General features: G+C 75.4%; 18 protein-coding genes. 5 read left to right on the forward strand and 13 right to left on the reverse strand.

Going from position 1 to position 22600, the window contains the following annotated elements; translation table 11 throughout:
* Positions 1 to 25: 25 nt before the first annotated feature.
* The 6 genes from ABD353_RS24695 to ABD353_RS24720 all read right to left on the reverse strand — a co-directional run bounded on the left by ABD353_RS24695 (position 26) and on the right by ABD353_RS24720 (position 9062).
* Positions 26 to 685: a TetR/AcrR family transcriptional regulator gene (locus ABD353_RS24695; protein WP_344625856.1), complete on the reverse strand. Its 660-nt coding sequence runs from the start codon at positions 683 to 685 to the stop codon at positions 26 to 28.
* A 46-nt stretch (positions 686 to 731) separates the two neighbouring features.
* Positions 732 to 2330, reverse strand: coding sequence for an AMP-binding protein (locus ABD353_RS24700; RefSeq protein ID WP_425555240.1), 1599 nt, complete (start codon positions 2328 to 2330; stop codon positions 732 to 734).
* A 235-nt stretch (positions 2331 to 2565) separates the two neighbouring features.
* The gene (locus ABD353_RS24705; RefSeq protein ID WP_344625857.1) at positions 2566 to 3747 is read right to left on the reverse strand and encodes an acyl-CoA dehydrogenase family protein; all 1182 of its coding nucleotides are present in this window, start codon (positions 3745 to 3747) and stop codon (positions 2566 to 2568) included.
* 70 nt (positions 3748 to 3817) lie between these two features.
* Positions 3818 to 5746, reverse strand: coding sequence for an acetyl/propionyl/methylcrotonyl-CoA carboxylase subunit alpha (locus tag ABD353_RS24710; RefSeq protein WP_344625858.1), 1929 nt, complete (start codon positions 5744 to 5746; stop codon positions 3818 to 3820).
* A 23-nt stretch (positions 5747 to 5769) separates the two neighbouring features.
* Positions 5770 to 7368, reverse strand: coding sequence for an acyl-CoA carboxylase subunit beta (locus tag ABD353_RS24715; RefSeq protein ID WP_344625859.1), 1599 nt, complete (start codon positions 7366 to 7368; stop codon positions 5770 to 5772).
* Positions 7365 to 9062: an acyclic terpene utilization AtuA family protein gene (locus ABD353_RS24720; RefSeq protein WP_344625860.1), complete on the reverse strand. Its 1698-nt coding sequence runs from the start codon at positions 9060 to 9062 to the stop codon at positions 7365 to 7367. Before ABD353_RS24720 ends, ABD353_RS24715 begins: the two co-directional genes overlap by 4 nt.
* Before the next feature lie 409 nt (positions 9063 to 9471).
* Between ABD353_RS24720 and ABD353_RS24725 the strand changes: the two genes are divergently transcribed.
* Positions 9472 to 9723, forward strand: coding sequence for a chaplin (locus tag ABD353_RS24725; protein WP_425555241.1), 252 nt, complete (start codon positions 9472 to 9474; stop codon positions 9721 to 9723).
* Positions 9724 to 9760: 37 nt separating this feature from the next.
* Here the strand turns inward: ABD353_RS24725 and ABD353_RS24730 are convergent, their stop codons facing one another.
* Entirely contained in the window at positions 9761 to 10657 is an 897-nt protein-coding gene (locus ABD353_RS24730) for a Gfo/Idh/MocA family protein (protein ID WP_344625880.1), read from the reverse strand.
* A 215-nt stretch (positions 10658 to 10872) separates the two neighbouring features.
* On the opposite strand from ABD353_RS24730, the gene ABD353_RS24735 reads away from it, so the two are divergent.
* Positions 10873 to 11778 (forward strand): alpha/beta fold hydrolase, encoded by a 906-nt coding sequence (locus tag ABD353_RS24735; protein WP_344625861.1) that lies wholly within the window; start codon positions 10873 to 10875, stop codon positions 11776 to 11778.
* Between the two features lie 18 nt (positions 11779 to 11796).
* On the opposite strand, the gene ABD353_RS24740 is transcribed toward ABD353_RS24735, so the two are convergent.
* Together ABD353_RS24740 and ABD353_RS24745 are read right to left on the reverse strand one after the other, a co-directional pair.
* Positions 11797 to 12429 (reverse strand): response regulator transcription factor, encoded by a 633-nt coding sequence (locus ABD353_RS24740; RefSeq protein ID WP_344625881.1) that lies wholly within the window; start codon positions 12427 to 12429, stop codon positions 11797 to 11799.
* A 14-nt stretch (positions 12430 to 12443) separates the two neighbouring features.
* Positions 12444 to 13802, reverse strand: coding sequence for a sensor histidine kinase (locus ABD353_RS24745; RefSeq protein ID WP_344625862.1), 1359 nt, complete (start codon positions 13800 to 13802; stop codon positions 12444 to 12446).
* Positions 13803 to 13950: 148 nt separating this feature from the next.
* Between ABD353_RS24745 and ABD353_RS24750 the strand changes: the two genes are divergently transcribed.
* The gene (locus tag ABD353_RS24750; RefSeq protein WP_344625863.1) at positions 13951 to 15909 is read left to right on the forward strand and encodes an FtsX-like permease family protein; all 1959 of its coding nucleotides are present in this window, start codon (positions 13951 to 13953) and stop codon (positions 15907 to 15909) included.
* A gap of 103 nt (positions 15910 to 16012) precedes the next feature.
* Here the strand turns inward: ABD353_RS24750 and ABD353_RS24755 are convergent, their stop codons facing one another.
* Positions 16013 to 16606, reverse strand: a complete 594-nt coding sequence (locus ABD353_RS24755) for a dihydrofolate reductase family protein (protein ID WP_344625864.1) — start codon at positions 16604 to 16606, stop codon at positions 16013 to 16015.
* A gap of 70 nt (positions 16607 to 16676) precedes the next feature.
* Between ABD353_RS24755 and ABD353_RS24760 the strand changes: the two genes are divergently transcribed.
* Complete coding sequence (locus tag ABD353_RS24760; protein WP_344625865.1) at positions 16677 to 17255, forward strand: TetR/AcrR family transcriptional regulator; 579 nt, start codon at positions 16677 to 16679, stop codon at positions 17253 to 17255.
* Between the two features lie 66 nt (positions 17256 to 17321).
* The gene (locus ABD353_RS24765) at positions 17322 to 17963 is read left to right on the forward strand and encodes an SMI1/KNR4 family protein (RefSeq protein ID WP_344625866.1); all 642 of its coding nucleotides are present in this window, start codon (positions 17322 to 17324) and stop codon (positions 17961 to 17963) included.
* 12 nt (positions 17964 to 17975) lie between these two features.
* On the opposite strand, the gene ABD353_RS24770 is transcribed toward ABD353_RS24765, so the two are convergent.
* From ABD353_RS24770 to ABD353_RS24780, 3 genes are all read right to left on the reverse strand, one after another.
* Positions 17976 to 18893 carry a LysR family transcriptional regulator gene (locus ABD353_RS24770; protein WP_344625867.1) on the reverse strand — a complete coding sequence of 306 codons (918 nt, stop codon included), beginning with the start codon at positions 18891 to 18893 and terminating at the stop codon, positions 17976 to 17978.
* Between the two features lie 84 nt (positions 18894 to 18977).
* Positions 18978 to 20990, reverse strand: coding sequence for a phosphatase PAP2 family protein (locus ABD353_RS24775; RefSeq protein WP_344625868.1), 2013 nt, complete (start codon positions 20988 to 20990; stop codon positions 18978 to 18980).
* A 312-nt stretch (positions 20991 to 21302) separates the two neighbouring features.
* Positions 21303 to 22496 (reverse strand): glycine C-acetyltransferase, encoded by a 1194-nt coding sequence (locus tag ABD353_RS24780; protein WP_344625869.1) that lies wholly within the window; start codon positions 22494 to 22496, stop codon positions 21303 to 21305.
* Positions 22497 to 22600: the final 104 nt, after the last annotated feature.

Below are 22600 nucleotides of genomic sequence, written 5' to 3' on the forward strand. Positions count from 1 at the left end.
CCGGTCGGGCGCGGTCTGTTCGTACTCAGCACGCCGGTCTCCCGCCGGCCGGACCGTCCGCGGCCGGTCCCCCGCCGGCCAGTGCCGCCTCCAGCAGCCCGGCCCACTGGCGGACGATGCCGGCCCGGCGGGCCCCGTCGTCGGTCAGCAGGTTGGCCAGGCCCAGGCCACGGGCCATGTCCATGGTGGCCTGCACGGTCTCCCGCACCCCGGGCCGGGACTCGTCCGCGCCGAGGAACTCCACGGCGGCCCGGTGGGACTCCCGGCCGACGTGGTTCTCCAGCGCGACGATACGCTCGCGCAGCGCGTCCTCGGTGGCGGCGGCCACCCACAGGTGCAGCGCGGCGCGGAACAGCGGACCGGTGTAGAGCCGGACGATCATGGAGACCACTGCCTCGGTGCGCCCCGGACCGGCCGGCGGCAGCTGCTCGGCGCTGGCCCGCACCTGGGCCAGCCGCTCGTCGGCGACGTGCTCGACGGCCGCCGTGAAGAGGTCCTCGCGGGTCGGGAAGTGGTGCTGGGCCGCGCCCCGCGTCACCCCGGCCCGCTCGGCGACCACGGCGACCGTCGAACCCTGCCAGCCCAGCTCGGCCAGGCACTCCACGGCGGCCTCCAGCAGGCGGCGGCGGGTGGCGCGGCTTCGGTCCTGCTGCGGGGTGCGCAGGGCGGCGGCGTGGGCGGTCATGGCCTGGCTTTCCGGTGGCGGTGTACGGCGGTTGCGCCCGATCCTCTCAGATCGCCGGCGCGCCGGTGGCGGACGGGCGGGCCCGCAGCTCGCGGCGGAGGATCTTGCCGCTCGCGGACTTCGGCACCGCGTCGAGGAACTCCACCGCCCGCACCTTCTTGTACGGGGCGACCTGCGCCGCCACGTACTCCTGGACCTGGGCCCCGGTCAACTCGCTGCCGGGGGCCCGCACCACGAAGGCCTTCGGGCGCTCGGTGCCGTCCTCGCCGGTGACACCGACCACCGCGGCGTCCGCGATCTCCGGGTGGGTGAGCAGCAGCGCCTCCAGCTCGGCGGGCGCGACCTGGTACCCCTTGTACTTGATCAGCTCCTTCACCCGGTCGACGACGAAGAGGTAGCCGTCCTCGTCGACGTAGCCGACGTCACCGGTGTGCAGCCAGCCGTCGGCGTCCAGCATCGCGTCGGTCTCCGACTGGCGGCCGAAGTAGCCCTTCATCACCTGCGGGCCGCGGAAGAGCAGCTCTCCGCGCTGACCCGTCGGCAGGTCGGTGTCGGGGTCGTCCAGCGAGACGATCCTCAGCTCGGTGGAGGCCACCATCTTCCCGACCGTGCCGGGCGGTGGCGCCGGGTCGTCCAGCGGGACGACGTGGGTGACCGGGGAGAGCTCGGTCATGCCGTAGCCCTGGTGGATGCGCGGCAGGCCGAGCCGGCGGGCGGCGGCGTCGGCGAGCTCGGCGTCCAGCGGGGCGGCGGCGCTGAGCACGTACTTCACCGAGGACAGGTCGTACCGGTCGACCAGCGGGTGCTTGGCCAGCGCGAGGACCATCGGCGGTGCGGCGAAGACGCCCTCGATCCGCTGCTCCTGGATGGTCCGCAGGAACTGCTCCAGGTCGAAACGGGGCAGCACGACGACGGTCGAGCCGCAGCGCAGCGGGTGGTTGAGCAGCGCCGTCAGGCCGTAGATGTGGAAGAAGGGCAGCACGGCGATGATCCGCTCACCGGCGGCGGTGGCGTGCACCGAGTCGGTCTGCGCCAGGTTCGAGCCGATCGACCGGTGGGTGAGCATCACGCCCTTCGGCAGGCCGGTGGTGCCGCTGGAGTACGGCAGCACGGCGAGGTCGCCGGCGTCGATCCGCGGCGCGGGCTCCGCCGCGGTGGTCGCGGCGAGGTCGGCGAGCGAGCGGTGGCCGGGGGCCTCGTCGCAGACGAAGACCTCCGCGATCGGACGGCCCTCGGCGGCGAGCGCGGCGGCGGCCTCGGTCGCGACCGGCAGGAAGGCGGAGACGGTGACGATCCAGCGGGCACCGCTGTCGCGCAACTGCCCGGCGAGTTCGCCCGCGGTGGCGAGCGAACTGACCGTGGTGACGGTGGCGCCGGTGCGGGTCGCGCCGTAGAAGGCGACCGGCCAGGCGATGGTGTTCGGACTGAACAGCGCGACCACGTCCCCCTGGCGGACACCCGCCTCGGCGAGGCCGGCCGCGGTCCGGCGGGCGGCGAGGTCGAGCTCGGCGTAGCTGAGGGTGCGGCCGGTGACGCCGTCGACCAGGGCGGGCAGCCCGGCCCGGCCGTTCAGGTCACCGAGGACGGCGTCGTGGATCGGCAGGTCGACGGGCTCGATCTCGGGGTGGTCGCTGCGGAACACCATGCATACCTCCGGCGGGGGTGGTGGGGAGCTCGCGGTGCTGCCAGGTTGCCGGGTGACAGCCTGCCCGTTTTCCGCCCCGCAGCCCAGAGGGCGTGCAGCGATCCTTTGCGTGGGCGGGCACCTCACCAGGGGCGCGGGTCAACCACCCGGGGGAAGTGGGTGACCACTCAGGGGAAAGGGGCGGCCACCCAGGGGCGCTGGGGCACCCCCCCAGCGCCCCTGGTGCATACCCGTCCTAGTACGACCGCGGGAGGCCGAGGGTGTGCTGGGCGACGTAGTTGAGGACCATCTCGCGGCTGACCGGGGCGACCCGGCCGACGCGGGTGACGGTGAGGAGGGCGGCGAGGCCGTACTCCTGGGTGAGGCCGTTGCCGCCGAGGGTCTGGACGGCCTGGTCGACGGCCCGGCAGGCGGCCTCCGCCGCGGCGTACTTGGCCATGTTCGCGGCTTCGCCCGCCGCGAGGTCGTCCCCGGCGTCGTACAGGTGGGCGGCCTTCTGGGTCATCAGCCGGGCGAGCTCGACCTCGATGGCGCACTGGGCGAGCGGGTGGGCTATGCCCTGGTGGGCGCCGATCGGGGTGTCCCAGACGGTGCGGGTGCGGGCGTAGTCGACGGCGGTGTCGAGGGCGCGGCGGGCGGCGCCGATGGAGAACGCCGCGGTCATGATCCGTTCGGGGTTGAGGCCGGCGAAGAGCTGCAGCAGGCCGGCGTCCTCGTCGCCGACCAGGGCGTCCGCGGGCAGCCGGACGTCGTCCAGGAAGACCTGGAACTGCTTCTCCGCGGCGACCAGCTCCATCGGGATGGCCCGGTACTCGAAGCCGGGGGTGTCGCGGGGGACGACGAAGAGCGAGGGCCGCAGCCGCCCGGTGCGGGCGTCCTCGGTGCGGGCGACGAAGAGCACGGCATCGGCGTGGTCGATGCCGGAGATGAAGACCTTGCGGCCGGTGAGCAGCCAGTCCTCGCCGTCGCGGCGGGCGACGGTGGCGATCCGGTGGGAGTTGGAGCCGGCGTCGGGTTCGGTGATGCCGAAGGCCATCCGGCGGGTGCCGTCGGCGAGGCCGGGCAGCCAGCGGCGGCGCTGTTCCTCGGTGCCGTAGCGGGCGATGACGGTGCCGCAGATGGCGGGTGAGACGACGAGCATCAGCAGCGGGCAGCCGCCGGCGCCGAGCTCTTCGAGGACGATGGCGAGTTCGGTGATGCCGGCGCCCCCGCCGCCGTACTCGGCGGGCAGGTTGACGCCGAGGTAGCCGAGTTTGCCGGCTTCGGCCCACAGTTCGTCGGCGTACTCGCCGGCGCGGGCCTTGGCCTGGAACCAGGCGGGGCCGAAGCGGGCGGCGAGGTCGGCGACGGCCCGGCGCAGGGCCTGCTGTTCGGGGGTCTCGACGAGGGTGCCTGCGGTGGTGCGCGGTGCGGACATGCGGCGTCCTTCCGGGCGGTGAGGGTGGGGTGCCGTGCAGGGTGCGAGGGGTGTACGGGGTGTGCGGGGCTCAGGCGGGCTGGACGACGGCGAGGACGGCGCCGGGCTCGACCTGCTGGCCGGGGGCGACGCGGAGTTCGGTGAGCAGCCCGTCGGCGGGGGCGGTGACCTGGTGCTCCATCTTCATCGCCTCCAGCCAGAGCAGTGGCTGTCCGGCGGCGACGGTGTCGCCGACGGCGGCGGCGGAGCGGACGACGGTGCCGGGCATGGGGGCGAGCAGGGCGCCGGGGTCGGTCCGCTGCGCCGGGTCGGGGAAGCGGTCGAGCGCGGTGAGGGCGGTGGCGCCGTTCGGCCCGTCGACCCAGACGCCGGTGCCGTGGGCGGCGACGTGGAAGGTCTGCCGCAGGGTGTCCGTCTCCAGGACGACCAGGTCCGGGGCGGAGCGGAGCAGCCGGGTGCCGGGGTGGCCCTCGGCGTCGAGTCCGGTCCGGCCGAGCCGGTAGCGGACCTCCCATTCGCCGCCGTCGGCGGCGCGGTACCGCTTGATCTGCGGCTGGGAGGGCAGGTTGCGCCAGCCGGAGGGCAGCGCGGTGCGGCGGGAGGCGGCGTCGGCGAGGGCGGCGGCGAGGGCGGCGAGCGGGGTGTCCTTGCCGTCGGGGGCGGTGAGGTCGGCGGCGTGTTCGGTGAGGAAGCCGGTGTGCAGCCGGGCGGCCAGGAAGGCGGGGTGGCGCAGGGCGCGGACGAGCAGGTCGCGGTTGGTGGCGGGGCCGTGGATCCGGGCGCGGCCGAGTGCGTCGGCGAGCCGGCGGGCGGCGGCGGCCCGGGTGGGTGCCCAGGCGACGACCTTGGCGAGCATGGCGTCGTAGTGCACGGTGACGGTGGTGCCGTCGTCGGCGCCGGAGTCCAGGCGCAGCCCGGTGGGGGCCCCGCCGGTGGTGAATTCGGTGTGCGGGTGGGCGAGGGCGAGGCGGTGCAGGGTGCCGGTCTGGGGCTGCCAGTCGCGGGCCGGGTCCTCGGCGTAGAGGCGGGCCTCGACGGCGTGGCCGGTGGTGGCGGGCGGTTCGGCGGGCAGGGCCTCGCCCTCGGCGACGGCGATCTGCAGGGCGACCAGGTCGAGGCCGGTGACGCATTCGGTGACGGGGTGTTCGACCTGGAGGCGGGTGTTCATCTCCAGGAAGGCGAGCCGGCCGTCGGGGGCGAGCAGGAATTCGGCGGTTCCGGCGCCGACGTAGCCGATGGCCCGGGCGGCGTCGACGGCGGCGCGGTGGAGTTCGGTGCGCTGCCGTGCGGTGAGTCCGGGGGCGGGGGCCTCCTCGATCACCTTCTGGTGGCGGCGCTGCAGGGAGCAGTCGCGGTCGCCGACGGCCCACACGGTGCCGTGGGTGTCGGCCATCAGCTGGACCTCGACGTGCCGGCCGGTGGGCAGGTACGGCTCGCAGAAGACCTCGTCGGAGCCGAAGGCCGAGAGCGCCTCGGCGCGGGCGGCGGCGAGCGCGGCCGGCAGTTCGGCGAGGTCGCGGACGATCCGCATGCCGCGTCCGCCGCCGCCGGCCGCGGCCTTGACGAGCAGCGGCAGGTCGGCCTCGGTGGGTTCGGTGCCGACGGTGAGGACGGGCACGCCGGCCGCGGCCATCAGCCGTTTGGCGGCGGTCTTGGAGCCCATGGCGGCGATCGCGGCGGGCGGCGGTCCGATCCAGGCGAGTCCGGCGTCGAGGACGGCCTGCGCGAAGTCGGCGTTCTCGGAGAGGAAGCCGTAGCCGGGGTGGACGGCGTCCGCGCCGGCGGCGCGGGCGGCGGCGATCAGCAGGTCGGCCCGGAGGTAGGTGTCGGCGGGGGCGGCGCCGGGGAGGCGGACGGCGGTGTCGGCCTCCCGGACGTGCGGGGCGTCGGCGTCCGGGTCGGAGTGCACGGCGACGGTGGCGATGCCGAGGTCGCGGCAGGTGCGGAAGATCCGCCGGGCGATCTCGCCGCGGTTGGCGACCAGCAGAGAGGTGATCACTTGGGTCGTTCCTCCACGAGAAGCTACATCCGGAAGACGCCGTAGCCGCGGGCGCCCTCGACGGGGCCGCTGTGCACGGCGGAGAGGCAGAGTCCGAGCACGGTCCTGGTGTCCCGCGGGTCGATGACGCCGTCGTCGTAGAGCCGTCCGGAGAGGAAGGCGGGCAGCGACTCGGCCTCGATCTGCTGCTCGACCATGGCGCGGATCGCCGCGTCGGCGTCCTCGTCGTACGGGGTGCCCTTGGCGGCGGCGGACTGCCGGGCGACGATGGACAGCACCCCGGCGAGCTGCTGCGGGCCCATCACCGCGGACTTGGCGCTCGGCCAGGCGAACAGGAAGCGCGGCTCGTAGGCGCGTCCGCACATGCCGTAGTGCCCGGCGCCGTAGGAGGCGCCCATCAGCACGGACAGGTGCGGGACGCGCGAGTTGGAGACCGCGTTGATCATCATCGCGCCGTGCTTGATGATGCCGCCCTGCTCGTAGGCCTCACCGACCATGTAGCCGGTGGTGTTGTGCAGGAAGAGCAGCGGGATGTCGCGCTGGTTGGCGAGCTGGATGAACTGGGCGGCCTTCTGCGACTCGGCGCTGAAGAGCACGCCCTGCGCGTTGGCGAGGATGCCGACGGGGTAGCCGTGCACGGTGGCCCAGCCGGTGGCCAGGCTCGGCCCGTACAGCGGCTTGAACTCGTCGAAGTCGGAGCCGTCGACGATCCGGGCGATGACCTCGCGCGGGTCGAAGGGCACCCGCAGGTCGCCGGGGACGATGCCGAGCAGCTCCTCCTCGTCGTACTTCGGCGGCTCGGCGGTGGTGTCGGGCAGCGGGCCGCTGCGCTGCCAGTGCAGCCGTTTGACGATCCGGCGGGCGATCCGGCAGGCGTCCGGCTCGTCCTCGGCGACGTGGTCGGCGAGGCCGGAGGTGCGGGCGTGCATGTCGGCGCCGCCGAGCCGTTCCTCGTCGGCCTCCTCACCGGTGGCCATCTTGACCAGCGGCGGGCCGCCGAGGAAGACCTTGGCGCGCTCGCGCACCAGCACGGTGTGGTCGGACATGCCGGGCACGTAGGCGCCGCCGGCGGTGGAGTTGCCGAAGACGACGGCGATCGTCGGGATGCCGGCGGCGGAGAGCCGGGTGAGGTCGCGGAAGAGCGCCCCGCCGGGGATGAAGATCTCCTTCTGGCTGGGCAGGTCCGCGCCGCCGGACTCGACCAGGTTCACCAGCGGCAGCCGGTTGTGCAGGGCGACCTCGTTGGCCCGCAGCGCCTTCTTCAGCGTCCACGGGTTGCTGGCGCCGCCGCGCACGGTCGGGTCGTTGGCGGTGATGACGCAGACCGTGCCCTCGATCACCCCGATGCCGGTGACCAGGGCGGCGCCGACCGGGTGGTCGCTGCCCCAGGCGGCGAGCGGGGAGAGTTCCAGGAACGGCGCGTCCTGGTCGAGGAGGAGTTCGATGCGCTCGCGGGCGAGCAGCTTGCCGCGGTTGCGGTGCCTCTCGACGTAGCGGGGGCCGCCGCCGGCCAGCGCCTTGGCGTGTTCGGCATCGAGGGCGGCGAGCTTCTCCAGCATCGCGGCCCGGTGGGCGGTGTGCTCGGCGCCGCCGGGGTCGAGGCGGGTGGGGAGGACGGTCACAGGAGGGCCTCCGGGATGTCGAGGTGCCGGGAGCGCAGCCACTCCCCCAGCGCCTTGGCCTGCGGGTCGAAGCGGGCCTGTGCGGCGACTCCCTCGCCGAGCAGCCCGGCAATGGTGAAGTTGACGGCCCGCAGGTTGGGCAGCAGGTGCCGTTCCACCGTCAGTGCGGCGGTCTCGGGGAGCAGTCGGCGCAGCAGGTCGGTGGTGAGGGTGTGGGCGAGCCAGCGCCAGCCGTCCTCGGTGCGGGCCCAGACGCCGAGGTTGGCGTCGCCGCCCTTGTCGCCGCTGCGGGCGCCGGCGACCAGGCCGAGCGGGGCGCGGCGGGTCGGCCCGGCGGGCAGCGGCTCCGGCAGCGGCGGTTCGGCGAGCGGTTCGAGCGGCCGGGTGCGGTCGGGTGCGGGGACGGGCCGGGTGGTGCCGTCGGGCAGCACCGCGGTGTGCGGCACGCCGCGCCGGTCGGTGTACGCGGTCTCGAAGACGCCGTACGGGGTGCCGGGGCCGGGCGGTGCGGTGAGGTGGAAGCCGGGGTAGCCGGCGAGGCCGAGTTCGACGGCGGCGGCACCGACGGCCCGGCCGACGGCCCGCTCGTCGGGGTCGCGGACGGTGAGGCGCAGCAGCGCGGAGGCCGCTTCCTCGGTGTCGGCGTCGGGGTGGTCGGTGCGGGCGAGGGTCCAGCGGAGTTCGGCGGGCCGGCGGGTGAGCGCCTGCTCGAACTGGCGGCGCACCAGGTCGGCCTTGGCCTCGACGTCGAGGCCGGTGAGGACGAAGACGACCTCGTTGCGGTAGCCGCCGAGCCGGTTGAGGCCGACCTTGAGGCCGGGCGGTGGCGCCTCGCCGCGGACGCCCTCGACGAGCACCCGGTCGGGCCCCTGCTGGGCGAGCCGGACGGTGTCCAGGCGGGCCGTCACATCCGGTCCGGCGTAGCGCGGTCCGGCGGTCTCGTAGAGCAGCTGGGCGGTGACGGTCTCGACGGTGACGGCGCCGCCGGTGCCGGGGTGCTTGGTGATGACGCTGCTGCCGTCGGCGTGGATCTCGGCGAGCGGGAAGCCGGGGCGGGGGTCGGCGCCGGGGCCGAGGTGCTCGCGGAAGAAGGCGTAGTTGCCGCCGGTGGCCTGGGTGCCGCACTCGAGGACGTGGCCGGCGACGACGGCGCCGGCGAGCGGGTCGAGGTCGTCGGGTCCCCAGCCGAAGTGGGCCATGGCGGGGCCGGTGACGAGCGCGGCGTCGGTGACCCGGCCGGTGACGACGACGTCGGCTCCGCCGCGCAGGCAGGCGGCGATGCCGGCCCCGCCGAGGTAGGCGTTGGCGGCGAGCAGTCCGGGTCGGGGGCCGAACTCCGCGGCGCGGGCGAGCAGGTCGTCGCCGAGGACGTGGCCGGTGCGCAGCGCGAGGCCCTGCTTGGCGGCGAGTTCGGCGACCGCCTCGGCGAGCCGGGCGGGGTTGAGTCCGCCGGCGTTGACGACGAGCTTGACGCCGCGTTCGGCGGCGAGCGCGAGGCACTGCTCGGCCTGCCGGAGGAAGGTCTTGGCGTAGCCGAGGCCCGGGTCCTTCAGCCGGTCGCGGGCGAGGATGAGCATGGTGAGCTCGGCGAGGTAGTCGCCGGTCAGCACGTCCAGCGGTCCGCCGGTGAGCATCTCCTCGAACGCGGCGAACCGGTCGCCGTAGAACCCGGACGCATTGCCGATCCTGAGCATGCCCGCCTCCCCTGCGCTGGTCGTGCAGCAGCCTGGCAGCGGGCCACGAATAAATCAAGCATGCATGCTTGTTTTGGCCCGGAACCGGTTCCGGAGCCGCTTCCCGGCCGCCCCGGGACTCCGATCGACTGGCGGCCCGGTGGAACGGTTCGTCCGACGAGGGCCGGGGCCGTACGGGGGTGGTGCGGGCCCGAATCCGACGGGTCGTCACAGCCCGTAATCAGAAGCGGGGTCCCGAGTACCGCCGATGGCCCAGTGGTTGCGGAGATTCCCACCCGGGCGGACGAACCTCGCGCGTGCCCGGAGGACCGTTCCGCCTCGCCGTGCCAAGACTGGGTGTCGGGCGCCGCCCGGCCGGCAGGCCGTCGGCCCGGCGCCCGGGTTCCACCCAGGAACGTCCCCTCCCGAATTGGAGAAGACCGTGAAGGACATCCGCAAGGCTCTCGCGCTGACCGTCGCCGCCGGTGCTCTCGTGCTCGGCTCGGCCGGCGTGGCCAACGCAGACGCGAGCGCCGTCGGCACGGCCACCAACTCCCCGGGCGTGCTGTCCGGCAACGTGGTTCAGATTCCGATCCACATCCCCGTCAACATCTGCGGGAACAGCATCAACCTGATCGGCCTCCTGAACCCGACGGCCGGCAACGTCTGCACCAACAGCTGAGCCTCGCGCACGGGCGCCCCCGGCCGGTGGCGGTCCGTCAGGCCTGGGCCTCGATCTGCTCGACGACGTGCTCGCACAGCTCGTGGGTGCGCAGCGCGTCCCGCGCGGAGAGCACCTTGCCGGCCCGGACGGACTCCAGGAAGGACAGCACGATCTGCTCGATGCCGCGCTGGCGCGCGACCGACACCCAGTCGCCGCGGCGGCGGACGGTCGGCTGGCCGCGGAAGTCGACGATCTCGGCGAGGTTGATGACGCTGCGCTTGGAGTCGCCGCCGGAGACCTCCAGCACCTCCTCGGTGGCGCCGCTCATCCGGTTCATGATGCCGAGGGCGGTGAAGCCCTGGCCCGCCAGGGTGAGCACGACGTGCTCCATCAGGCCGTCGCGGCTGCGGGAGCGGACGTCCACGTGCTCGATCTCGCCCGGCACCAGGAAGCGCAGGGTGTCGACCACGTGGATGAAGTCGTCGAAGACGGCGGAGCGGGCGGCCTCCGGGAGTCCCTCGCGGTGCTTCTGAAGCACGATCAGGTCGCGCGGCCGTTCCTGGGCGAGCAGGTAGCCGGGGGCGTGCCGGCGGTTGAAGCCGACCAGCAGCGAACGGTCGGCCTGCTCGGCGAGGTCGACCAGCCGGCGGGCGCCGTCCAGGGTGTGGTCCAGCGGCTTGTCCACGTAGACGTCGACGCCGGCGGTCAGCAGCTGCTCGACGATCGGGACGTGCTGGCTGGTGGAGGCGTGCACGAAGGCGGCCCGGATCCCGCTGTCGATGACCTCGCCGAGGTCGGTGTAGCGGTGCTGGATCCGGTGGGCGTCGCCGAGGCGGTCCAGCTTGGCGCGGTCGCGGGTCATCAGCCGCAGGTCGAGGCCCGGCTGGGCGGTGAGCACCGGGAGGTAGGCCTTCTGAGCGATGTCGCCGAGGCCGATCACCGCCACCGGCAAGGGTGCGGGGTCGATGTCGTGGTCGTGGCTCACGGGCTCTCCTGCTGAGGGTGCGGTGGCCCCCTTGCCGGGTGGTCGGGGCCGGGCCGCCCAGCAGCATATGCCAGCCATGCCGTTGAGCAGTCCGGATACCGGAGATCGAGCCCGACAGACCGTCAGATTCCGGTGCTGCCGTGGTGCGGGCACCATGGAGGGACACGGGAGGAGGCGCGGCGATGGTCGAGCGGACGGTCGGCGGGGACGGCGTCGAGCTGTGCACCGAGTCCTTCGGCGACCCGGCGGATCCGCCCGTCCTGCTCGTCATGGGCATCGGCGCCTCGATGCTCTGGTGGGAGGAGGGCTTCTGCCGGCTGCTCGCCGGAGGCCGCCGCTTCGTGATCCGCTACGACCACCGCGACACCGGCCGCTCGACCACCTACCCGCCGGGCCGCCCCGGCTACACCGGCGCGGACCTGGTCGCCGACGCCGCCCGGGTGCTCGACGGCCACGGCATCCCGGCCGCCCATGTCGTGGGCGTCTCGGCCGGCGGGGCGCTCGCGCAGCTGCTCGCGCTCGACGACCCCGGCCGCGTCCTCTCCCTCGTCCTGATCAGCACCTCCTCCGCCGTGCCCGGCGACCGGGCGCTGCCCGCGCCGGCCGAGGAGCTCATGGCCTTCCTCGCGGCCGCGGGCCCCGGCCCCTCGGACGCCGACGCACTGGTCGGCCACCTGGTCGCGTACGCCCGCCTGCTCTCCGGGGGCCGGCGTCCGTTCGACGAGGCCGCCGTCCGGGACCTGGCCCGCCGCGAGGTCGGGCGGGCCCGTGACATCGCCGCCGCCCGCAACCACGACGCGCTGCCGGAGGGCGGCCCCACCCGGGCACCGCTCTCCTCGATCGCCGTGCCCGTGCTGGTGGTCCACGGGACGGCCGACCCGATGTTCCCGCTCCCGCACGGCGAGGACCTCGCGGAGCGGATCCCCGGTGCGCGGCTCCTGACCCTGCCGGACGCCGGCCACGGACTGGACCGGGCCGACTGGCCGACGGTCGTCCGGGCCGTCCTCGACCACACCGCCGCCGCGGAGGACCCTGCCGGGGCGGACCTCACCGGGGAAGACCCTGCCGGGGAGGGCCCGGCCGGGTGAGCGCCACCGGCTCGCCGCTCAGGCCCGGAGGAACTCCAGCACCGCCAGGACCCGCCGGTGGGTCTCCTCCGCCGGGGGCAGGTCCAGCTTCATCAGGATGTTGCCGATGTGCTTGCCGACGGCCGCCTCGGACACCACCAGCTCGCGGCAGATCGCCGCGTTGGACCTGCCCTCGGCCATCAGCGCCAGCACCTCCCGCTCGCGCGGCGTCAGCCGGTCCAGCGGGTCGCGCCGGCGCCGCAGCAACTGGCGCACCACCTCCGGGTCCACCACGGTGCCGCCGGCCGCCACCGCGCCGACCGCCGCCACGAACTCCTCGACCTGCCCGATCCGGTCCTTCAGCAGGTACCCGACGCCGGAGCCGTCCCCCGAGTCCAGCAGCTCGGCGGCGTACGAGCGCTGCACGTACTGGCTGAGCACCAGCACCGGCAGGCCGGGGCGCCGGGCGCGCAGCGCGACGGCGGCCCGCAGGCCCTCGTCGGTCTGCCCGGGCGGCATCCGCACGTCGGTGATGACGACGTCCGGCACGTGCTCGTCGACGGCGGCGCTCAGCGCCCCGGCGTCCCCCACCGCGGCGACCACCTGGTGGCCGAAGCGCTCCAACAGGCCGATCAGGCCCTCGCGCAGCAGCACGCCGTCCTCGGCGAGCACCACCCGGAGCGGCCTCACGGGCGGTCCGGGGTGTGCGGGCCGCCCGGGGTGGGCGTGAGGCCCGAGGTGCGTGTGAGGTCCTCGGCGCGCGGGCCGATCGGGGTGCACGGGATCTCCACGCGCAGCAGGGTCGGGCCTCCGGGCGGGCTGCTCACCGTCAGGGTGCCGTCGACCACGGAGACCCGGTCGGCCAGCCCGGTGAGACCGGTGCCGCCCGCCGGATCGGCGCCGCCGCGTCCGTCGTCCGACACCTCGACGGTCAACAGCCCGTCGGCGTACCGCCCGTCGACGCGGGCGGAACGGGCACCGCTGTGCTTGGCGACGTTCGCCAGTGCCTCGGTGACCGCGAACCAGCCGGCCGACTCGACCGCGGCCGGCAGCCGACCGGGCAGCGCGAAGGTGACGTCCACCGGCACCGGCGACCGGTCGGCGGCGTCCGCGCAGGCGTCCGGCAGACCCCGGTCGGTCAGCACCTGCGGATGGATGCCGTTGATCAATTCCCTGAGCTCGGCCAGCACGTCCCCCGCCTCCCGGTGCGCCTGCGCCAGCCGGTCGGCGAGCGGGCTGCCGGGCGGCGCGTCCAGCCTGGCGAGTCCGAGCGTCATCGCCAGGGCGACCAGGCGCTGTTGGGCACCGTCGTGCAGGTCCCGCTCGATCCGGCGCCGTTCCGCCTCGAAGGCGTCCACCAACCGGGCCCGCGAGCGGACCAGTTCGCCGATCCGCGCCTCCTGGCCGCCCGGCGCCAGCACCGCCCGCACGAGTGCGGCCCGCCCCGCCGCCACCGCGGTCAGCGGATAGGCGAGCAGTGCCGCCGCCAGCACCCCGGCGACACCCAACGCCGCCGCCACGTACGGGGAGTGGACCTGCCAGAGCTTGAGGACGTTCACCTGCTCGCCGTCGAGCAGCAGCAGCGGCAGCGCCGCCAGCAGGTAGCCGGGCACCGCGATCGCGCAACCCGCGACGGTCAGGTCGATCGGCCACAGCACGAAGGCGGCGAGCGCCGCGAAACCCAGCTCCCGCCAGGTCGCCCGCTCGCGGTAACGCAGCCGCAGCCAGGCCGGGAGACCCGGGCGGGCCGGCACCTGGTGGGGGCCGGGCACCGGCGCGCCGTCCAGCAGCCGGACCAGCCGCCGTTCCCACGCCGCGAACGGCACCCCGACCAGACCCAGGCCCAGCAGCAGGGGCAGCCCGACCAGCAGGACGGCGAGCGCACCGGCGACCGTCCCCGCCAGCAGCAGCCCCGCACAGAGCAGCAGCCCGGCCGTCCCGGAGGCCAGCAGGTAGCCGGCGGCCCGCCAGGGCAGCCCGCCGCGCAGGAATCCGGGCCGGGCCAACGCCTGCCACGGCGCACCGCCGCGCCCGTCCGTACCCATCCCGCCGCCCCTCCGCCGTCCCGTCGCCCGCCTGGTTCCGCCCCACCCTAGGCGGCCCCGGCGGCCCGCGCGGTAGGGCTGGCCCTACCCCGGAAGGTGGGCCCCGGCCTGCTGATCCGGCCCGCTGGCCGGCGGTTGGCTGGAGGGCATGAGGATGATGCGGATCGCGCTGAGGTCGCTGAGGGTGCGTTGGGTGTCGCTGCTGGGTGCGTTCACGGCCCTGGCGCTCGGAGTGGCGATGACGGCGGTGATGCTGCTCGGCCTGGCCACCGCGGTGTCCTGGCCGGGGGGCGGCGGCGAGGCGATGGTGTCGCTGGTCGCCGCGCTCGGCACCGCCGGCGGGGTGAGCGCCTTCGTCTCGGCGTTCGTCGTCGCCTCGACCTTCGCCTACGCCGTGGCCCAGCGCCGTCGCGAGCTCGGACTGCTGCGGCTGGCCGGCGCCACCCGCGCCCAGGTGAGGCTCGCGGTACTGGCCGAGGCGCTGGTGGTCGGCGCCGTCGCCTCCGCCGCCGGGTGCGTGCTCGGACGGCTCGGCGCGCCCGCCGCGGTGCGGTGGCTGACGGAGGTCGGGATGGCCCCGCCCGGGTTCACCGTCGACCAGCGGACCTGGCCCCTGGCCGCCGCCTTCCTGACCGGCCTGCTGGTCGCCCTCGGCGGCGTCCTCGTCGCCGCCCGCCGCGCCGGGCGCCTCGGCCCGCTGGACGCCCTGCGCAGCGCCGACCTCGACACCGGCGTGATGACCACCGGGCGCTGGATCTGGGGCCTCGGGCTACTGGCGGTCGCGGCCGGGCTGATCGGCTCGGCCCTGCTCACGGACCCCGTCGGCCTGCTGCACCGCAAGACCTACACCGTCCGGCCGATGGTGCTCGTCTCGGCCTGCGGGCTGCTCGCGCCCGCCCTCGCCCGGCCGCTGCTGCGCCTGCTCGGCCGGCTGCCGGCCCGGCTGTCCCGCTGGTCGGGCCGGCTGATGCGGGAGAACGCCGCCGCCGCGGTGCGCCGCACCGGGGCGATCGCCGCGCCGGTGCTGGTGTCGGTCGCCCTGACCGGCTCGCTGGCCGGCGCCGTGGACACCGTGAGCGCCTCCCGGACGGCCGAGGCCCGGGCGCGGACCGGCGCCGACTTCGTCCTCACCCCCGGTACGGACACCCCGAGTACGGACACCCCCGGTACGGACACCCCCGGTACGGACACCCCCGGCGTGGGCCGCCCGGGGCTGGTCGAGTCCCTGCGGACGCTTCCCGGGGCGGTCGTCTCCCCCACCGGACCGACCCGGCTCGCACTGGTCGAGCCGGACGGCAACGCGGTGCGCTCCGAGGCGCGGACGGCCGATCCCGCCGCACTGGCCGGAGTGGCCCGGCTGCCGGTGGTCGCCGGATCGGTGGCCGCGCTCACCGACGACGGCATCGTGCTGCCGCTGGAGTGGGGCCACCGGGCCGTCGGCGACCCGGTGCCGGTCGTCCTCGCGGACGGCCGCCGGGTGACCCTGCGGGTCGCCGCCGTCCTGCGGGACGGACTCGGCGACAACGGCCTGTACGTGACCGCCGCCAACGCTCCCGGATCCCGGACGGACCGCATCGACGTCCGGTCCGCCCCCGGGTCGGACCGGGTCTCGCTGGAGGCGGGGCTGCGTGCCACGGCCGCCCGCTTCGGCGCCCGGGTCGACACCCGCGAACGGTGGCTGGCCGCCACCGCCCCCGCCAACGGCCGGACCGCCCGGCTGAGGATCGTGCTGGTGCTCGGCCTCGCACTGACGTACACCGGCATCGCGCTCGTCAACATCCTCGCGATGGCGACCGCCGACCGCCGCCGGGAACTCGCCCTGCTGCGCCTCACCGGCGCCACCCGGACGCAGGTGGTCGGGCTGGTGACCGGCGAGTCGCTGCTCGTGGTGGCGGTGGGCGCCCTGCTGGGCTGCGCGGTCGCCGCCGTCCAACTCGGTGCGATGAACGCCGCCCTGGCCCTGCTCGGCAGTCCCCCGCCCCTGGTGCTTCCCTGGCGGCCGGTCGGCGCGGTGACCGCCGCCTGCCTCCTGCTGGCCGCCCCCGGCGCGGCCCTGGCCGCCCTCCGCACCCTCCGCCCCCGCCCGGTGGACGCGGCCCGGGGGTAGGCACGGGAGGCCTGTAGGACGTGTCTTCGAAGGCGTACGGATGCCGCACAGGGGCGCTGGGGGCACCCGGATCGACCACCCGAGCGCCCATGGAAGACGGCTCCTAGCGGCGGACGAGGCGGGTGAGGGTGATGCCGTTGGGGAAGGCGGTGCGTTCGGCGACGTCGAAGACGGTCGGGTCGAAGGTGCCGTCGAAGGCAGGGATGCCGGCGCCGGCGACCACCGGGTAGTTCTTGATCAGCAGTTCGTCGACCTCGCCGAGCAGGGCTCCGGCGAGCTTGCCTCCGCCGCAGAGCCAGATGTCGAGGCTGCCGCTCTCCTCCTTCTTGAGGTCCCGGACGAGGGCGACCGGGTCGCCGGGGACGACGGTGACGGCCGGGTCGGTGTCGGGGGCGAGGGTGCTGGACACCACGTACTGGCGCAGGTGGGCGTAGGGGCTGGTGATGCCCGCGTCGAGGGCGGGGCGGTAGGCACCGAGGCCCATGAGGACGGTGTCGAAGCGCCGGTTGGGCGCGTCGGCCAGCCCGAGGGGGGCTCGCGCGACGGTCGGGACGGTCTCGGGGTAGAGCGTGTTGGTCCAGGCGGTGTAGGCCGCGGCCTGCTCCTCGTCCCCCTGGGGGAAGAAGTGGTACTCGCCACCGGGGCCTGCGATGCGGCCGTCGAGGGTGACGGCAACGTAGTACACGAGCTTTCGCACTCTGATGACTCCACATGTAGTACTCTGATTGAAGTGGTTTCAACATAGTACTACGCCTGGAGTGGTGTCAATGGTGAGACGGAACGACCAGCGGCGGGCCGCCCTCGTCGACGGCGCGATCGAGGTGCTGGCGAGGGAGGGCGCACGGGGCCTGACCTTCCGGGCCGTCGACGCGGAGGCCGCCGTACCCGCCGGCACCGCCTCCAACTACTTCGCCAACCGCGACGACCTGCTCACCCAGGCCGGGGCACGCGTCTACGAGCGGCTCCAGCCCGACGAGGCCACCGTCACCCGCCACCGCACGGCCGAGCGCGACCGCGAGACCTACGCCGAGCTGATGCGCGAACTGGTGGCCCGCGTCTCGTCCTTCCGCACCGGCTACCTGGCGCTGCTCGAACTCCGGCTGGAGGCGACCCGCCGCCCCGAACTGCGCACGGTCCTCACCGAGCGCGTCCGCGCAGACCTCGACGCCAACGTCGCCTACCACCTGGCGTCCGGCCTGCCCGGCGACGCCACGGCCGTCAAACTGCTCTACCTGGCCCTGAACTGGCTGATCGTCGAACAGCTCACCCTGCCCGACGTGCTCACCCCGCAGGAGCGCGACGAACTCGTCGCCGCCGCGGTGGACCGCATCGTCCCGCCCCGGTAGCGGCGCCCCGACCCGCACCGCGGCCGGCCGGCCGCCCTGAACGGACTCCCCCGAGAGGACGGACGCATGACGCAGCACCCGGAGGGGTCGGTGACGGCCTCGTGGCGGCGGATCGACGCCTGGCCGGCGGTGCACGCCCCGGCCGCGTCGGCGGCGCTCCGTCCGCCGGCCGGTGCGGACGCGGTCGAGGCGGCCGAGCGGGCGCTGGACGTGCCGTTCCCCGCCGAGCTGCGCGAGTCGCTCGGCTGCCACGACGGCGCCACCGGGTGGACCGGCCTGCTGCCGGAGCAGTCGCCGCTCGGCGCGGCGGACATCGCCGAGCACGGGCGGATGCGTCTGGAGACCGCGGCCGGGACCGACGGACTGGTGACGCGTCCCTGGGACGACGAGCCCTGGTGGCACCCGTTGTGGGTGCCCCGGGCCGAGAGCGCCGACGGCGGCGTCCAGGTGATCGACCTGCGCCCCGGCCCCGGCTCCGGCCGGCTGGGGTGGGCCGGCCACTCGGGTGGCGGTGACTTCTCCGGCGCCTGGCCGGGCCTGGCCGCGTACCTGCACGAGGTGTCCCGCGCCCTGTGGCACGGCGGCGGCGTCCGCGGAACGTACCGCCCCTACCTGACCGCGGACGGCGACCTGTGGTGGGACTGCGCCGGGGACCGCCCGTCCCCGAACGGCGAACCGCTCACCCCGGCCCCGGTGGGCCCGGGGTGAGCCGTCCGCAGGTCACTGGTTGTCGAGGCTGCGGGCGGCGTCGGTGAGGGCGGTCAGGACGGGGGCGATCAGCGGGTGGTGTTCGGCGCCGGCGCGGACGGCGGCGAAGACCTTGCGGGTGGCGAGTTCGGTGTCCACCGGGCGGACGGCCACCGCGGAGAGGTCGGCGCCGGGCAGGGCCGAGCGCGGGACGAGGGCGACGCCTGCGCCCGCGGAGGCGAGCGCGACCACGGCCCGGAAGTCGTCCGAGGAGTGCACCAGCCGGGGCTGGAACCCGGCGTGCTCGCAGGCGAGCAGCACCACGTCGTGGCAGGGGTTGCCGGGGTAGGGGCCGATCCACGGCTCGGCGGCCAGGTCGGCGACCGGGACGGGGCCCTCGCCGGCGGCCAGCGGGTGGCCGAGCGGCAGGACGGCACGGAACGGCTCGGCGTACAGCGGCACCCGGGTCAGCCGCTGGTCGTCGGCGCGCGGGGCGCCGCGGTACTCGACGGCGACGGCGATGTCGGCCTGGCCGTCCAGCAGCATCGGCAGACTGGCGTCGCCCTCGGCGTCGAGGACTTTCAGCCGGACGCCGGGGGCCGCGGCGGCCAGCCCGGTGATCGCGGGGGCCAGCACGAGCGCGATGCCGGTGGCGAACGCGGCGACGGTGACCTCGCCGGCGACCCCGGCGCTGTAGGCGGCGAGGTCGGCCTCGGCGCGTTCCAGCTGGGCGAGCACCGCGTCCGCGTGGCCGAGCAGGATCTCGCCGGCCGCGGTGAGCCGTACACCCCGGCCGTCCCTGGCGAGCAGGTGGTGGCCGGTCTCCTGCTCGAGCGCGGCGAGCTGCTGCGAGACGGCGGAGGGGGTGAGGTACAGCGCGGCCGCGGCGGCCGTCACGGTGCGGTGGTCGGCCACGGCCCGCAGGGTCCGCAGCCGTCGTGCGTCGATCACGGCTCAATTCTGCCAGCGGCGCGGAGCCCGTCGTTCCGCGGCCCTGAACACCTTCCCGCAACGGCCCGTGCCGGGCGAAGCGGCTCAGGGGTCCCGGCGGCGTTCGGCGGGTTCGGTGCTCGGGGCGGGCGGCGGAGGAGCCGGTGCCGGGTGGCGGTCGACCGCGGATCCGGTGCCGGTGCCGGGCGTCGGCGTCCCGTCGGTCCCGGGCCGGCCCGACCAAGCGCGGAGCCTGGCCGCCAGTGCGGCCGAGCGGTCGAACATCCGCCGGCCGGTGAGCACGTACTGGAACAGGCAGCCCGCGAGGACGACGGCCACCCCGCCGGCCGCGTCCAGCAGCCAGTGGTTGGCGGTGCCGACCACCACGAACAGGGTGAGCAGCGGGTAGAGCACCGCGACGGCCCACACCCAGCGCCGCCGGGTCGCGGCGATCACCGCCGCCGCGCACCAGAACGCCCAGGCGCAGTGCAGCGAGGGCATCGCCGCGAACTGGTTGGTGAGGGCGGTGAGCGCGCCGAGCGGCGAGCCGTCCGGCCCGCCGTACGGGCTGTCGCGCAGGCCGAGGCCGGGGGTGAGCCGGGGCGGGGCGAGCGGGTAGCCCCAGAAGCCGAGCAGGGCGAGGCCGGTCGCGGTGAAGAGCACCGTGCGGCTGGTGCGGTACCGGCGGGGGTGGCGCAGGTAGAGCCAGCCGAGCACGGCCAGCGGCCCGATGAGGTGGAAGGTCTTGTAGTACTGCAGCGAGAGGTCGAGCATGCCGTGGGTGTGCAGCACCCAGCCGTTGATCGCCCGTTCGACGTCGATCCGCAGGAACCTCTCCGCCCCGTAGATGTCGCGGGCGTTCTCGACGGCGGACTCGATCCGGTTCGGCGCCGCGTTGCGGATCTTGGTGTAGATGCCGTAGCCGACCTGGATGAACAGCAGTTCCATCAGCAGGTTGGGCCGGCTGACCGGGCGCAGCTTGGCGGGCAGCAGGGGCAGCCGGCGGCGGCCGAAGGGGTGGTGCGGGGTCGGTGCGGGGGTGCGGTGCAGCGTCCAGAGCGGGTCGGTGGTGCGGCGGAAGGGCAGCAGCGCGGCGGCCGCGGCGGCGGTCAGCGGGGCGGCGCCGCGCAGCAGGAAGGTGGTCACCGGTTCGATCTGCGGGTCGAGCATGCTGCTGGACAGCAGGGCGACGGTGACGGCAACGACCGGCCACAGCGCCCGGTCCTCGGGTCTGCGGCCGAGGCGGCCGACCGCGGCGGCGAGCAGCCAGCCGAAGTCGGCGGGCCCGGTGAGCGGGGAGACCACCACGGCGGCGCAGCCGACCACGCCGGCGGCGAGCAGGTGCTGCCCGTCCGCGGCGAGCGCCGGGCCGCGGCGGAGCGCGAGCACGCTGACGGCGACGACGGCGACCAGGCAGACGACGGCGAGCAGCGGTCCGCGCAGGCCGAGGCGGAGCAGCAGGCCGTACGCCGACTGGTTGTCGGGGCCGACGGCGACCAGCGGGTCGATCAGCTGCCGCCAGCCGTTGGCGGTCTCGGCCGGCCGGGCGGCCCAGGCCGCGACGTTCAGGGCGAAGGCGAGGACGAGGGCGTTGAGGGCGTGCCGTCGGGACCCCCGGCAGACCAGCAGGACGGCGAAGAGGGCGAGCGCCGGTTCGAGGGCGATCGCCGCGCCGAGGGCGAGGCCGTCGGGCAGGCGGGTGCCCGGCAGGACCTCGGCGAGGGCGAGCGCGACGGCGGCGAGGCCGAGGACGGCGTCGACGGGCTGGCCGCGCAGGTCGGCGCTGAGCAGCAGGGCGCCGGCGGCGGCGCTGCCGGCGGCGCCGGGGGGGGGCGGGGCGGGCGGGGGGGGGGGGGGGGGGGGGGGGGGGGGGGGGACGGCCGAGGCGAGTGCGGCGGGCAGCAGCACGGCCCGGGTGCCGATCGCGTACCAGCCGCCGAGGCCGGTGGCGGCGAGGTCGGCGACCGGGCTGGGGCGGCCGACGGGTTCGGCGAGGGTGTTCCAGGTGACCGGGGCGCAGACGGCGAGCACGGCGAGCACGGCGAGGACGGCGGCCGCGGCGATCAGGCGGGCGGCGGAGGGGACGCGGGGCCGGGGCAGCGCGGACACCGGTGGCATCCCTGCTCCTCTCGCCGCGTGCGCCGGCCGGCGGGTCCGGTACCGCGGGAGTGGCTGCGGTCCGGTGGCCGGTCCTCCCTTGCGACTGTCCAGCGGCGGCGCCCGCTACGCATCCCGTGGGGTGCCGCCCGGGTGGCGGCGGGCCGTGCGCGGGACGGGGCAAGGGGGCGGCGGAGCGGGAAACGCCGCCGGCCCGGCTGGGGAAGGCCGGGCCGACGGCGGAGCGGGGCCGGGGGTTGCCCCGCAGGGGCGCGGTGAGGGTAGGGCCGCGCCCCGCGGTGGTGGTCGGTTCGGGGCCGGGGCCCCGGGGTGCTACTTGCCCATCGCCTCGCGGGCGTCGACGAAGGCGGCGACGGCGCGCTCGACGTCCTCGGTCGAGTGGGCGGCGGACAGCTGCACGCGGATGCGGGCCTGGCCGTGCGGCACGACCGGGTAGGAGAAGCCGATCACGTACACGCCGCGCTCCAGCAGCAGCTCGGCCAGGCGGCCGGCCTCGGCCGCGTCGCCGATCATGACGGGGGCGATGGCGTGCTCGCCGGGCAGGATCTCGAAGCCGGCCTCGGTCATCTTGGTGCGGAACAGGTGGGTGTTGGCGGCCAGGCGCTCGCGCAGGTCGCCGGACTGCTCCAGCAGGTCGAGCACGGTCAGCGAGGCCGCCGCGATCACCGGGGCGAGCGAGTTGGAGAACAGGTACGGGCGGGAGCGCTGGCGCAGCAGGGCGACGATCTCGCGGCGGGCGGCGACGTAGCCGCCGGAGGCGCCGCCGAGGGCCTTGCCGAGGGTGCCGGTGATGATGTCGACGCGGTCCATCACGCCGTGCAGCTCGGGGGTGCCGCGGCCGGTCGGGCCGACGAAGCCCACGGCGTGCGAGTCGTCGACCATGACCATCGCGTCGTAGCGGTCGGCGAGGTCGCAGATCTCCCGCAGCGGGGCGATGTAGCCGTCCATGGAGAACACGCCGTCGGTGACGATCAGGCGGCGGCGGGCGTCCTGGGTGGCCTTGAGCTGCTGCTCCAGGTCGGCGAGGTCGCGGTTGGCGTAGCGGTGGCGGCGGGCCTTGGAGAGGCGGATGCCGTCGATGATGGAGGCGTGGTTGAGGGCGTCCGAGATGACGGCGTCGCGCTCGTCCAGCAGGGTCTCGAAGACGCCGCCGTTGGCGTCGAAGCAGGAGGAGTAGAGGATCGTGTCCTCCTGGCCGAGGAAGTGCGAGAGGCGCTCCTCGAGCTGCTTGTGCACGTCCTGGGTGCCGCAGATGAAGCGGACGGAGGCCATGCCGTAGCCCCAGCGGTCCAGGGCGTCCTTGGCGGCGGCGACCACGGCGGGGTGGTCGGCGAGGCCGAGGTAGTTGTTGGCGCAGAAGTTCAGCACCTCGCCGGGGCGGCCGCCCGCGGTGACGGTGACGGCGGCGCTCTGCGGGCTGCCGATGACCCGCTCGGGCTTGAAGAGGCCGGCCTCGCGGATCTCGTCGAGGGTGGCGGCGAGGTCTTCGCGCACGTTGTCGAACACGGGTGGTGTCTCCCTGGATGGAGGTTCGCTGACGGGGTGCCGGGCGGTCGGGGCGGTCGTGCGGTGCGGGACCGCCCGGCACGGGGCGGTGCGGGGCCGGGCGG

Source organism: Kitasatospora arboriphila (genome assembly GCF_039528095.1).
Classification (GTDB): domain Bacteria; phylum Actinomycetota; class Actinomycetes; order Streptomycetales; family Streptomycetaceae; genus Kitasatospora; species Kitasatospora arboriphila.

Bases quoted from the DNA above. Each gene is read 5' to 3' on its own strand.
- ABD353_RS24735 (WP_344625861.1), top strand. From the start codon at position 10,873: ATGGTCGAGCGGACGGTCGGCGGGGACGGCGTCGAGCTGTGCACCGAG.
- ABD353_RS24695 (WP_344625856.1), bottom strand. From the start codon at position 685: ATGACCGCCCACGCCGCCGCCCTGCGCACCCCGCAGCAGGACCGAAGC.
- ABD353_RS24765 (WP_344625866.1), top strand. From the start codon at position 17,322: ATGACGCAGCACCCGGAGGGGTCGGTGACGGCCTCGTGGCGGCGGATC.
- ABD353_RS24775 (WP_344625868.1), bottom strand. From the start codon at position 20,990: ATGCCACCGGTGTCCGCGCTGCCCCGGCCCCGCGTCCCCTCCGCCGCC.
- ABD353_RS24720 (WP_344625860.1), bottom strand. From the start codon at position 9,062: ATGCTCAGGATCGGCAATGCGTCCGGGTTCTACGGCGACCGGTTCGCC.
- ABD353_RS24760 (WP_344625865.1), top strand. From the start codon at position 16,677: ATGGTGAGACGGAACGACCAGCGGCGGGCCGCCCTCGTCGACGGCGCG.
- ABD353_RS24705 (WP_344625857.1), bottom strand. From the start codon at position 3,747: ATGTCCGCACCGCGCACCACCGCAGGCACCCTCGTCGAGACCCCCGAA.
- ABD353_RS24700 (WP_425555240.1), bottom strand. From the start codon at position 2,330: ATGGTGTTCCGCAGCGACCACCCCGAGATCGAGCCCGTCGACCTGCCG.
- ABD353_RS24745 (WP_344625862.1), bottom strand. From the start codon at position 13,802: ATGGGTACGGACGGGCGCGGCGGTGCGCCGTGGCAGGCGTTGGCCCGG.
- ABD353_RS24750 (WP_344625863.1), top strand. From the start codon at position 13,951: ATGAGGATGATGCGGATCGCGCTGAGGTCGCTGAGGGTGCGTTGGGTG.